The organism is Shewanella sp. SR43-4, assembly GCF_014163845.1.
Taxonomy (GTDB): domain Bacteria; phylum Pseudomonadota; class Gammaproteobacteria; order Enterobacterales; family Shewanellaceae; genus Shewanella; species Shewanella vesiculosa.
On the sequence record NZ_JACJEB010000004.1, the window covers coordinates 283,907 to 296,891 of the forward strand.

Consider the following 12,985-nt stretch of genomic DNA (forward strand, 5'->3'; position numbering starts at 1 on the left):
CAGCCCCCTCAGAGATTTATACAGCGATATAAAACGAATCATTACCACAACCAATAATACTCCACACATGGAGTTTATTCAAATTATACTATTTTTACGGTGTAAAATCATCGCGAGATAAGTGGCAAAAACCATAGTTAACAAGGAAGATTCATCGCTGAAATGTCTTATTCATAACCTAGTTGCTAAAATTTGCTAACAATTCAAATGTTGACATTTTGTGTCATTCTTTCAAGATGACGAAGCAAATAACTCTGTCAACACATTGGCTAAGGAATACGATAACAATGAATAGATCCTTAATTGCGATTGGATTAACCACTGCACTATTAGCAGGTTGTGGTGTATCTGATACAACAAATACTCAGGTTGCAGCCGTCACTTCGCCTGCTCCTGCTAAAGCTGAATTAGGTACTTTTGGTATTGACTTAACAGCGCGTAATGAAGCGGTTAAACCTGGCGATGACTTCTTTATGTATGCCAGTGGTCATTGGTACGACAACTTTGTCATGCCAGCAGACAAAACCCGTTACGGCGCATTTAATGCCTTAGCTGAGCGCAGTGAAGATCAAGTCAAAGCAATTATTGATGATATTGCTGGCCGCAGTGATTTAAATGCAGAAGAACAATTAATTGCTGATTTTTATCATGCCTATATGGATACCGAAACCATTAATAAGTTGGGTATCACACCAATTAAAGGCACCTTAGATCAAATAGCGGCAATCAACTCGACTCAAGACTTAACAAAAATATTCGGCGAAGCCTGGCTTACAGGTACATCATCACCTATTTGGGGTGGAATGTGGTTTAACCGTTTAGACCCTAATCAATATGAAATGACCATTGGCGCTGGTGGCTTGGGTTTACCAGACCGTTCATATTACCTAGAAGAAAGTGATCGCTTTGTGAATATTCGTAAAGCTTATGTTGAGCATATCGCTGCAATGTTGGCTTTTGCGGGGATAAAAGACGGTGAAAAACGTGCCGCGGCGATTCTTGCACTTGAAACTAAAATAGCACAAGCACAATGGCCTAGAGAGAAACGTCGTAATCGCGATTTAACCTTAAACCAACTTAAGCGCGCAGATCTTGCTCAGCAATATCCTGGATTTGACTGGGATTTATATTTTGCACAAACAGGCTATCAAGTCCCTCAACTCAATATATCTGAACCTGAACCGGTTAAGGCTATCATTGACTTGATAAATCAACAGCCATTAAATGTATGGCAGGACTATCTGACCTACCACACGGTCAGTAATAATGCCGGATTATTATCAGAAGATATTTTCAATACTAACTTTGCTTTTTATGGCAAAGAGTTAACAGGCCAAGAACAACCTCGTCCACGTTGGAAACGCGCGGTAGAAGAAATGTCAGGCACTCAATCATTGGGCTTTGCAATCGGTAAAGTGTATGTATCACGTTACTTTCCTGAGTCGTCTAAGCAACAAATGGCCGAATTAGTTGAAAACTTACGCACAGCACTTGGACAGCGTATTGATGGTTTAGAGTGGATGGGCGATGAAACTAAAGTGAATGCCCATGCTAAATTAGCGGCATTTAACCCTAAAATTGGTTATCCAGATTCATGGCAAGAATTTGATGGTTTAACCCTGACTAAAAATGATTTAGTCGGTGATATTAAAAATCTGCGCAAATACTTCCAAGCCGACAGCGTAGCTCAGGAACTGGAAAAAACCGATCGTAATCGTTGGGGCATGACCCCGCAAACAGTCAATGCCTATTACAACAGCTCGTTTAATGAGATTGTGTTCCCTGCGGCTATATTACAACCTCCATTTTTTGATCCAAACGCAGATCCCGCGGTTAACTATGGCAGTATTGGTGCGGTCATTGGTCACGAAATGGGTCATGGATTTGATGATCAAGGCTCTAAATCAGACGCCAATGGTATTCAGCGTAATTGGTGGACCGACAAAGATCGCGCAGCCTTTGATGCTAAAGCCGATAAACTGGCTGAACAGTACAGCAAATATGAGCCTATTCCAGAAAACTTTGTCAACGGACGTAACAGTTTAGGTGAAAATATCGGCGACGTTGGTGGCTTATCAATGGCGTACCACGCTTATAAGTTGAGCTTAAAAGGTAAAGAAGCACCGGTTATTGATGGCGTTACTGGCGATCAACGCTTCTTTTTAGCTTGGGCTCAAGTGTGGAAAGAAAAACGCACCGAGCAAAGCATGTTAAGCCAACTTCGTGCTGGCACTCATGCACCAGGTCGTTACCGCGCCCTCGCCCCACGTAACCACGATGCTTGGTACAAAGCCTTTGATGTTAAACCCGGTGACGAGTTGTACTTACCTGAAGAGCAACGCGTACGTATTTGGTAATTTAAGTAAAGACCTGCAATAAGTTGTCTTAGTTACAACACGCATCCGTCACAATGTAAAAATGCCAGTCAGTTAACTGACTGGCATTTTTTATCACTATCGGCACAAATGCTTGAACAAATATCAGCAACCTGATGACTCACATCAGAAACGAATGAAATGGATAATAGTAAAGTTTCAACAGTAGATACAAATTATTTCAAGATTGATCGATGACGGAATAACATTTGAATATTTTTACGGTCTAGACATATTGGTTCATCGTCGCTGACGATACAGTGTGAGCACTTTATAACTCGTTTAGGGATAGAAGTGTGTTAGTTATTTTATAAGTCAGAATGATTTCGAATAACCTTTAATATAAAAAAGTAATTGAATTAACTAAAAATAGTGGCTAACTTCACTTGACCACTACACATCGCCAAGCTGGGATACAGTGACTTTTACTTACTAGTGGCGGTGTTACTTTAGCCCTCGCGTTGATAGGCGCGCCACCCTTAAAAAGCAATCTATACTGCACACTTGAAATAATATTGATCACAGGGAATTAAAATGAAAGTACTGACCTTCGGCACAAGCAACAGCAAAAACTCTATTAACAAAAAATTGGCTTTTTATGCCGCACAGCAAATCAACAACGCAGATATATCGTTAATCGACATTCATGACTTTGAAATGCCCATATACAGCGTAGACAGAGAAACTGAATTTGGTATTCCGCAATTAGCACACGATTTTTATAACGCGATTGGCGCAGCAGATACTATCGTGATGTCATTCGCTGAATACAATGGCTCATATACATCAGCCTATAAAAACCTGTTCGATTGGACATCTCGAATAGACATGAAAGTCTTTCAAAATAAACCGATTCTTATGCTGTCCACCTCGCCAGGTCCTGGAGGAGCGCAAAGTGTCTTAGCCGCAGCGCAAGCATCAGCGCCCTACTTTGCTGCAACAGTAATAGCCGCTATATCATTACCAAGCTTTTTTGATAATTTTGACTTAGAGGAAGGCGTCGTTACTGATAAGACATTCAATCAAAGTTTGCTTGCTGCAATCAGTAAATTCTAAGTTTGTCTTTTTGAGGGGATATTTTCCCTCTTAGGTAACTAACAATACAACAAGAGTCAGAATGCTTGAGTATATTATACAAAAAGAAAGCATTGATGAAATTATGTTTAAGGATTCTGACTACGAGTACAACAAAGCTGACTTCACCGATTCTGACCATGGCCTTTCACGTATATCTATATATTCCAAGGCATACAAGCGGCCATGGACGGCGCAAAGCGTCCCGAAACAGTATCTGCACATAAGCCCACTGCAGGTGATTGACTGTAATGAGGGTACAATCTTAAAGCCCATTCAACCAAACATAAAAAATGCTAAACCTTTATTTCAGAGCCACTTTCTTTGGAGCATAAAAAGCCACTAGTGTAGCAATGGTCAGATTTAACTCTGATGCTAAATCGTGGCAGATATTCACGACTAAAGCCGGATAAAGTAGGGGATCGCAACTAAAACAACGCCTATAATCAGTAAGCTAGTGACACTGGCAACAAAATAAGGAAACACAAATAACGCGATGCCAATACACAAGGGGACAATCGCACGTTGGCGTTTACCAAAAACAAAATAACCCATACCAATAGCGCCAAATAGAACACTCCACATGATCATTGATGCACTTCCCATCTTTAACCTCTTAGCTAACACCTGATAATTGACCATTAAATAAAGCGTTAAGATAATCATTGATCGTCTACTGCCCATCTTTAACCGCTTAGTTAACGCCTGATAATTGGCCATTATAATAAGGCTTTAAGATAATCATTGATCGTCTACTGCCCATCTTTAACCGCTTAGTTAACGCTTGATAATTGACCATTAAAATAAAGCGTTAAGATAATCATTGATCGTCTACTGCCCATCTTTAACCGCTTAATTAACGCCTGATAATTGACCATTATAATAAGGCTTTAAGATAATCATTGATCGTCTACTGCTCATCTTTAACCACTTAGTTAACGCCTGATAATTGAATATTTAATGGTTTCTTAGTTAACAATCTTAATATCTACACCTTAGATCATAAGCTTGTATAAGGTTATAGCATGGAACTTGTTTACCTATCTATCGCCAGTTACTCACAAGCCACTCCCTTTCAATGATCAATCACTGACATCGATGCAGAATTATATTGAGCCTTACAGTTAATCTGGCTAATGACTTAAGTGCATCAGATAGGCATTTTCCTGTAAATGTTAACCCCCCATTAGTTCTAAATGTTACGTACTTAAAATGGTGACGATCGATAACTCATGATCACGATAGTGGGTTGCAGATTAACGTTTTCTTAGATGTTAACCATCAATAACGGTTCATCAATAAAGGATTATTGATGACAAATATCGACGTTACGATGATGTCGATTTTTTATAAAAAATCCAAAAATAACTGCAGCTGTAATGATTTCATGTAAAATTTTTTGTTTTTAACAACATAAGATCAACGTTAAGATCGCAACAATCAACCTATGTAAAACATAGATTTACAGAAAATAATCGCATTCCTACCCTATTTTACAACCACTTTGTTGTGACCTATATCAAATTATAGCTTGATAGTTACAGCACTAATCATTAGCATACTTATTAATTGAGCGTTCAATTAATAATTCTTAATACAGATAACGGACCCCTTTTATGTCAAGACCGATAATGAAAAACGTCAGACAACAACAGCTGATAAATGCCACGTTAATGTCAGTCGAACGTCATGGGTTGCAACACACTACGATTAATACCATTAGTGGCTTGGCGGGAATGTCATCGGGAATTATCAGTCACTATTTTGGTGGCAAGCAAGGGTTAATAGAAGCCACGCAGAAATTTCTGTTAGATGAATTAAAGCAGGCATTACTGACGAGAACATCAGGCAAAACATTAACTCCAGTAGCACGGCTTTCGATGATAGTGGAAGCAAACTTTACTGAATTACAACGTTCAAATGCCGCGACAAAAACATGGTTAAGCTTCTGGTCCCAAGCGATGCACGATCCAGGGCTGGCAAGATTACAAAATATTAATAGTCAGCGGTTATACAGCAATCTGCTTTTTTCGTTTAAGCAATTATTACCCAATACCGCAGCGATTAATGCAGCAAAGCAAACCGCTGCAGTGATTGATGGTTTTTGGTTACGCAGCGCGCTGAGCTCCACCCCTATAGAAGATTTTAAGCAAGCCCAAATTTTATCTAAAGCCTTTATTGAGGCTGCGATCGTGCAACACGGAGAAATTGAATGTCAGCGTTAATTACATACCAAAATTATGTTCACGGTAAATACATTTCAAATGGTAGCGGAGAAACCTTCGAGGTTATTAATCCTGCGACTGGTGATGTCAGTTATTTAGTTGAAGTGGCTACCGAAACAGTACAACAGGCGGCTATTGCGAGCGCGAAAGCAGGATTTGCAATTTGGTCGGCAATGACGCCAATCGAACGTAGCCGCATTTTATTAAAAGCCGTTGCCCTACTACGTGAACAAAATGATGAACTTGCTGCAGGTGAAGTATTGGATACCGGTAAGCCATGGCAAGAAGCATCGGTAGTTGATGTGGTTACTGGCGCCGACTCTATAGAGTTCTTTGCCGGACTTGCCCCAAGTATTGAAGGCAATCAACAACCTGTTGGAGCGGACTTTTATTACACTCGCCGCGAGCCATTAGGCATTTGTGCCGGTATTGGTGCTTGGAACTATCCGCTGCAAATAGCTTGTTGGAAAGCGGCCCCTGCTCTCGCTTGCGGTAATGTAATGATTTTTAAGCCATCAGAAGAAACACCACGTGGTGCGATGCGTTTGGCAGAAATATTCACACAAGCTGGCGTACCAGATGGCGTATTTAACGTTGTTCAAGGTGACGGTAAAGTGGGCGCATGGCTAACCAGTAATGAAGATATCGCTAAAGTGTCATTTACTGGCGAAGTCGGTACCGGTAAAAAAGTCATGGCCGCTGCGGCGGGAACACTTAAAGACGTAACCATGGAACTTGGTGGTAAGTCGCCATTGATAATCTTTAACGATGCCGATGTTGAAAATGCCGTTTCTGCAGCAATGTTAGCCAATTTTTATACGCAAGGCGAAGTGTGTACCAATGGTACGAGAGTCTTTGTGCAGCAAGATATTTATCCACGATTTATTCAACGTTTAAAAGAACGTACTGAGCAGAATATTGTTTGCGGCGACCCAATGGACCAAAACACTAATTTCGGCGCGTTGATTTCACGAGATCATCAACAAAAAGTGCTTGATTACATTGAGATTGGTAAACAAGAAGGGGCGACTTTGTTAACGGGCGGCAGTGCATTAAAACCTGCCAATGCGCCAAATGGTTTCTTTGTCGCGCCAACAATTTTTACTGATTGCACTGATGAAATGACGCTATCTAAAGAAGAAGTCTTTGGCCCAGTCATGTCGGTATTGACCTTTACTGATGAAGACGAAGTCGTTAAACGTGCCAATAGTACACATCTCGGCTTAGCGGCTGGGGTGTTTACCCAAGACATTACTCGCGCTCATCGGGTTATTCATCAAATTCAAGCTGGTATTTGTTGGATCAATGCTTATGGTGCCTCACCAGCAGAAATGCCGGTTGGTGGTTACAAAATGTCTGGTATTGGCCGCGAGAATGGCTCTGAAACCTTGAAAGCATACACCCAAATTAAAGCTGTTTACGTTGGTATGCAGTCACTTGAAAGCCCATTTTAGGAGTGACCAATTAATGTCTACGCAAATATCTCATGAATACGATTATATTATTGTCGGTGCCGGAAGCGCAGGTTGTGTATTAGCCAACCGCTTAACGGAAAACCCAGACAATAAAGTCCTCATACTTGAAACCGGAGGTAGCGACAAAAGCATTTTTATTCAGATGCCTACGGCGTTATCTATCCCGATGAATACCAAAAAGTATGCATGGCAGTTTGAAACAGAAGCAGAGCCCCATTTAGATAATCGTCGTATGCATTGCCCTCGAGGCAAGGTACTCGGCGGCTCATCATCCATTAATGGCATGGTTTATGTGCGTGGCCATGCGCGTGATTTTGACGAGTGGCAGCAACAAGGTGCAAAAGACTGGGATTATGCTCACTGTCTGCCTTACTTTAAAAAAGCTGAAACCTGGTCTTTTGGCGGTAATGTTTATCGCGGTGATAAAGGTCCATTAGCAGTTAATAACGGTAATGAGATGAAAAACCCGTTATATCAAGCTTTTGTTGATGCAGGTGTCGATGCCGGTTACCTAGCGACGAGTGATTACAATGCCAGTCAGCAAGAGGGCTTTGGCCCAATGCACATGACAGTTAAAAACGGCGTGCGTTGGTCTACAGCCAATGCGTACCTTCGCCCTGCGATGAAACGCTCGAATTTAACCGTGGTTACTCATGCGCTTGTACATAAAGTAATTATGCAAGGCAAAACGGCTGTTGGCGTTCGTTACGAACGTAAAGGCGAGTTAATTGATGTTAACTGCAATAAAGAAGTGATTTTATCAGCAGGTTCTATTGGTTCGCCGCATATTTTACAACTGTCGGGCATTGGCGATGCCAGTACATTAGCGAGTGCAGGTATTGAGCAAGTTCATCAATTGCCTGGTGTAGGCCAAAACTTGCAAGATCATTTAGAGTTTTACTTCCAATTTAAGTGCTTAAAACCGATTTCGCTTAATGGCAAGATAGATCCATTAAGCAAATTATTTATTGGTGCGCGATGGATTTTAAATAAATCGGGTTTAGGCGCAACTAACCATTTTGAGTCTTGTGGTTTTATCCGCTCAAAAGCCGGTTTAGAGTGGCCAGATCTGCAATATCATTTCCTACCTGCTGCAATGCGTTACGACGGTAAAGAAGCGTTTGCGGGCCATGGTTTCCAAGTGCATATTGGCCACAACAAACCTAAAAGCCGCGGTGCAGTCACGGTCGTATCAAATGATGCCAAGGTTGCCCCACAAATTCAGTTCAATTATTTGTCACATCAAGATGATATCGAAGGTTTTAGAGCGTGCGTTCGTTTGACCCGTGAAATTATTAATCAACCGGGTTTAGATGAATATCGTGGTGAAGAAATTCAGCCAGGCTTAGCGGTCAAAACCGATGAAGAAATTGACCGTTTTGTCAGAAGCTCAGTTGAAAGTGCCTATCACCCTTCTTGCTCGTGCAAAATGGGTGAGGATGATATGGCCGTGGTTGATTCAGAAACGAAAGTTCACGGTATTAACGGTTTAAGAGTCGTTGACTCATCTATTTTTCCAACCATTCCTAATGGGAATTTGAACTCACCGACCATCATGGTTGCCGAGCGTGCTGCCGACATTATTTTAGGTAACAAGCCACTGGCACCCAGTTTGGCAAAAGTGACTATTGCTAAGCATTGGCAAACATCACAACGCTTACAAGCTCCGAAACGACATTCCGATTAGCCCTCATTCATTGATGTGTATTCCTATATACACATCAATAGCAGGTTGTGGCCAACCTTCACAATTGTAAATGGCCAATTTAGCTGAGATCAATCTATCAGGGTTTAACTATCGTCAACACGATACTTAAGGCTTGAGGGCATTTTGCCTTTAAAAATTGTTCTATGGCATTAAAAACATACAACAAGGAGCCAAAAAATGACGACCTGGTTATCAATAGGTATTCTATTTACTTTTGCCGCAATCGCATTTGTGATTTATCGTTGGGGTAACATGCAGTGTATTGGTGTCACCCCAGTACGTAAGTTTACCTTTATTGCTATTTTGTTCACCTCCGGGCTTGATGTAGGTTTAATCATGTTCCCGTTGACCGAGTTTGCCGGTTATGCCGATTTAGCTGCCAGTCCAGAATATGGATTTACTAATCCACTGGCAATTGAGTTTGGCTTTTGGGCCTGCTTAATTTGGGCATTTTACTTTTTAACCTGCTTCTACTTCTGTGTCATTGAACCCAGAGTAAAGTATTTTGAAATTCCACTGATTAAGTTTATCAATAACATCGTCATCATTGGTACGTGTGCCTTCACCGCTTATTTATTATTAAGCAATTTACCTTGGTATTTACCACAGTTAGGTGATGGTGAAAGCATTGTCGGCAGCTTCTACCTCATTGTGTTTATGGTTATTGCTGCAGCAGTGTATTCAAGCACCAGTATTCGCTATGTTCGTTATCTCAGTTTAGGCAGTACTTGGCTATTCTTAGGCTTAATCGCCGTTATGTGGTCTGGTGCATTTTTATCAGATGACTCAAGTGTCGGTGAGTTTTTCACTACATTTGCATTAATTGGCGACTACTTTGCTAATATTCATAACTTTGTACTACCGATAAACGATTATCATGAGTTCTACCTGTTCTGGTGGTTTGCTTGGAGCATTATGATTGGTCAATTTACGGCACGCTTTGTGGGTGGTATGAAAACCTATCAAGTGTTACTGGCTATGATGGTATTCCCTTCAATCCCGATCGCGATTTGGTTTACAGTGTTGTATTACTACAGTGCAAACGCTCTCGATACCTCAGGGTTTTATAATCTTGCTATGGTAGTAGTAGGGATAACATTTGTAATTAACTCATTAGATTCACTCGTTCGTTTATATACTGACAATTTGAACATCACTGTTGAACGTTTTGGTAAAGTTCCTTATATCGTTGGTAATATTGTTGTACTGAGTGGCTTAACCTTATTATTTAAACTAGACTTTTTACAGATTCAATTAGTAGGCGCACTGGCTATAGGCTTGATATTAAGCTGTTTCATATACATTTTGAAATCGCACCATCGTACGGTCGGGGATATTGAACGCTCTCCAAAAGAAAATAAAATCGATTTTACTAAAATCGAATTAGCAGACTAAACAATAAAAACAATCCAAGGAATAATGATGAACACGACAATAAAAAAGTTAGCCTTATTAAGTTTATTTACCCTACCCACTTCTGTCATGGCAGGAGAACTGAGCACAACGGTTAATGCAACGTCTGATTACACTTTTAATGGTGTAAGCCAAACAGATAATAGCCCAGCACTACAAGCTAGCCTAGATTACGCGGCCGATGATGGTTGGTATGTCGGTGCTTGGGCATCAAACGTAGATTTTGGCAGCGGAGATGATACTTGGCTAGAGCTTGATTTTTATGCTGGTAAATATTTTGAGTTAACCGATCGAGTATCGCTCGATGCGGGTATTGCTTACTACACATATCACGGCGATGATGCCTCTGATGAGTATTACTATCCAGAGGTATACACCAAGTTTGGTTATGCTTCATCGCTTGGTCAAAGTGAATTAAACTTCTGGTACTCATGGGATTATTTTGGTGTTGATGCAGGTCATTACATCATGATGGCAGCCCATACCTTCACTGTTGCAGAAGGTCATGACATTCGCGTCAGCTTCGATCGTTCAACGTCGCAAGACGAAAATAAGTGGGCATGGGGTGACAGCGATTCTTACAACCATTATCGTGCAGAATACATGACGAGCTGGGAAGGGTTTGATTTCAACCTTGCAGTAGAAGATACCAGCCTAGATAGCGATATCAGTGATACTCGTGCTGTGGTATCTGTGGCGCGTACTTTTAGCTTATAATTTGCCATAATTGAAAAAATAACCAAGCAGAATAATGTCTATAGCATTATTCTGCTTTTTTTTGATATTGGACATGAGTCATAAGCTGAATTCTGTTATGGTGCGTGGTGAATTATGAGGGGATTATGGAAAAATACGAACAACTACTAATTTCATTACGGCGAGTGATCAGAGCTATTGATATTCACTCGCGTCAATTAAATAAACTATCCGGTCTGACTGGACCACAATTAATGGTTATGCAGAAAGTGGATCAACTTGAAGCACCATTAGCAAAAAAAATCGCGCAAGAGATTAATTTAAGTGCGGCGACAGTGACGACCATAATTGATCGACTCGAAAATCGTGGCATGGTGATTAGAACGCGCAGTGAAACTGACAAGCGCAAAGTACACTTGTCATTGAGTGATGCTGGTAAAACATTATTAAACAGTGCACCTAAACCGCTACAAGAGCATTTTATTATGCGTTATCAAAATCTTGAAGAATGGGAACAAAGCCAATTATTGTCGGCCGTTGAGCGCATCGCCACCATGATGGATGCAAATGATATTGATGCGGCGCCTGTATTGTACGTCGGCCAAATTCAAGTAGACGATCCAGCTCAATAAGTCCCCTTTACAGCCTGTAGCGCAAGAATAATCTTGCGTTATAAGCTGCTAGCCTAGCCTTTAATCTCTTAGCCCTCCAGATGATGCTATTGCTTAGCAATCATTGCGATGCCTTGCAGTGCAACCCGATTAAAATATAAACCTCATACCAAATTCACACCAAGCTCATTACTGGCCTTTAACTCATGCATGGCATATTGTGGCTATATCTAAAATCAGCCCACAATATTAAGATCAATACGCGATATATCATCAAATTAACCTGCGCCTGTACGCCTGATGTTTAAGCTGAGCGCGAGGGATTTTATCTTTTCAGCATTTTATCTATCTACTTATCACTGAATGTGTAGGCTAAATTACAGACGTAAAAAAGCCCCAACTATTGTTGAGGCTTTTTTACACCACTCTCTATTTCTAGAGATTATAATGGTACCCGAGGCCGGACTTGCGCCTGATGTTCAACCAGAGCGCGAGGGATTTTATCTTTTCAGCTTTTTATCTATCTACTTATCACTGAATGTGTAAGCTAAATTACAGACGTAAAAAAGCCCCAACTAATGTTGAGGCTTTTTTACACCACTCTCTATTTCTAGAGATTATAATGGTACCCGAGGCCGGACTTGCGCCTGTACGCCTGATGTTCAACCAGAGCGCGAGGGATTTTATCTTCTCTGCTTATATCTTCTTACCTTTGAATATATAAGCCAAATTGCAGACGTAAAAAAGCCCCAACTATTGTTGAGGCTTTTTTACACCATACTTAAGTATGTAATTTCTTACTATAAATAATGGTACCCGAGGCCGGACTTGAACCGGCACGCTTATTCAGCGAGGGATTTTAAATCCCTTGTGTCTACCGATTCCACCACTCGGGCAAAGTGTTGTTTTAACCGCTACTAAAAGTAACCATTAAACGCAATTTTGTGGAGGCGCGACCCGGAGTCGAACCGAGATAGACGGATTTGCAATCCGTAGCATAGCCATTCTGCCATCGCGCCATGCTTTAACCAAAATCAAATCCATCGGAGGAGATAAGAAATTGGAGCGACATATCGGGTTCGAACCGATGACCTATACCTTGGCAAGGTATCGCTCTACCAACTGAGCTAATGTCGCATTTGTATCTCTTTAACGCTCTATTTAAAACGAGACGTTGCAATAAGAGGATGTTTCCCCTGACTGCGGAATGGCATTCTACCGTTTTAGCTCTGATAGTCAATCAATAAAAACAGATTTATTGCAACAAAATGACTGTTTGATGCATAAATCATCATTCTGATTAAATATATTACAAGGCGGATAAAAAAGCATCTCCAAAGAGATGCTTTCAAGACTACATACTGGGTAAGTACTCAATAAACAGCGATATTAACTTTGCAAACCTTGT

General features: G+C 40.9%; 9 protein-coding genes and 3 tRNA genes. 8 read left to right on the top strand and 4 right to left on the bottom strand.

Features of this window, described 5'->3' with window-relative positions; translation table 11 throughout:
• The first annotated feature begins 287 nt into the window (after positions 1-287).
• Both H5123_RS06475 and H5123_RS06480 read left to right on the top strand, forming a co-directional pair.
• Positions 288-2,357: a M13 family metallopeptidase gene (locus H5123_RS06475; RefSeq protein ID WP_182697406.1), complete on the top strand. Its 2,070-nt coding sequence runs from the start codon at positions 288-290 to the stop codon at positions 2,355-2,357.
• A 552-nt stretch (positions 2,358-2,909) separates the two neighbouring features.
• Positions 2,910-3,431, top strand: coding sequence for an NADPH-dependent FMN reductase (locus tag H5123_RS06480; protein WP_124014921.1), 522 nt, complete (start codon positions 2,910-2,912; stop codon positions 3,429-3,431).
• A gap of 417 nt (positions 3,432-3,848) precedes the next feature.
• Here the strand turns inward: H5123_RS06480 and H5123_RS06485 are convergent, their stop codons facing one another.
• Positions 3,849-4,055, bottom strand: coding sequence for a hypothetical protein (locus tag H5123_RS06485; protein ID WP_182697407.1), 207 nt, complete (start codon positions 4,053-4,055; stop codon positions 3,849-3,851).
• A 1,010-nt stretch (positions 4,056-5,065) separates the two neighbouring features.
• Between H5123_RS06485 and betI the strand changes: the two genes are divergently transcribed.
• From betI to H5123_RS06515, 6 genes are all read left to right on the top strand, one after another.
• On the top strand, positions 5,066-5,674 hold the full coding sequence (gene betI / locus H5123_RS06490) for a transcriptional regulator BetI (RefSeq protein ID WP_124014923.1): 609 nt from the start codon (positions 5,066-5,068) through the stop codon (positions 5,672-5,674).
• Positions 5,662-7,128, top strand: coding sequence for a betaine-aldehyde dehydrogenase (gene betB / locus H5123_RS06495; RefSeq protein ID WP_182697408.1), 1,467 nt, complete (start codon positions 5,662-5,664; stop codon positions 7,126-7,128). Before betI ends, betB begins: the two co-directional genes overlap by 13 nt.
• A gap of 13 nt (positions 7,129-7,141) precedes the next feature.
• Positions 7,142-8,836 (top strand): choline dehydrogenase, encoded by a 1,695-nt coding sequence (gene betA, locus H5123_RS06500; RefSeq protein WP_124014925.1) that lies wholly within the window; start codon positions 7,142-7,144, stop codon positions 8,834-8,836.
• Positions 8,837-9,034: 198 nt separating this feature from the next.
• Complete coding sequence (locus H5123_RS06505; protein WP_124014926.1) at positions 9,035-10,252, top strand: BCCT family transporter; 1,218 nt, start codon at positions 9,035-9,037, stop codon at positions 10,250-10,252.
• Positions 10,253-10,279: 27 nt separating this feature from the next.
• Entirely contained in the window at positions 10,280-10,987 is a 708-nt protein-coding gene (locus H5123_RS06510) for a TorF family putative porin (RefSeq protein ID WP_182697409.1), read from the top strand.
• A 125-nt stretch (positions 10,988-11,112) separates the two neighbouring features.
• Positions 11,113-11,598: a MarR family winged helix-turn-helix transcriptional regulator gene (locus H5123_RS06515; protein WP_124014928.1), complete on the top strand. Its 486-nt coding sequence runs from the start codon at positions 11,113-11,115 to the stop codon at positions 11,596-11,598.
• A gap of 789 nt (positions 11,599-12,387) precedes the next feature.
• Here H5123_RS06515 and H5123_RS06520 read toward each other — a convergent pair.
• The 3 genes from H5123_RS06520 to H5123_RS06530 all read right to left on the bottom strand — a co-directional run bounded on the left by H5123_RS06520 (position 12,388) and on the right by H5123_RS06530 (position 12,714).
• Positions 12,388-12,473: transfer RNA gene (locus H5123_RS06520), tRNA-Leu, on the bottom strand.
• Positions 12,474-12,522: 49 nt separating this feature from the next.
• Positions 12,523-12,596: transfer RNA gene (locus H5123_RS06525), tRNA-Cys, on the bottom strand.
• 42 nt (positions 12,597-12,638) lie between these two features.
• A tRNA-Gly gene (locus H5123_RS06530) sits at positions 12,639-12,714 on the bottom strand.
• Between the last annotated feature and the right edge of the window lie 271 nt (positions 12,715-12,985).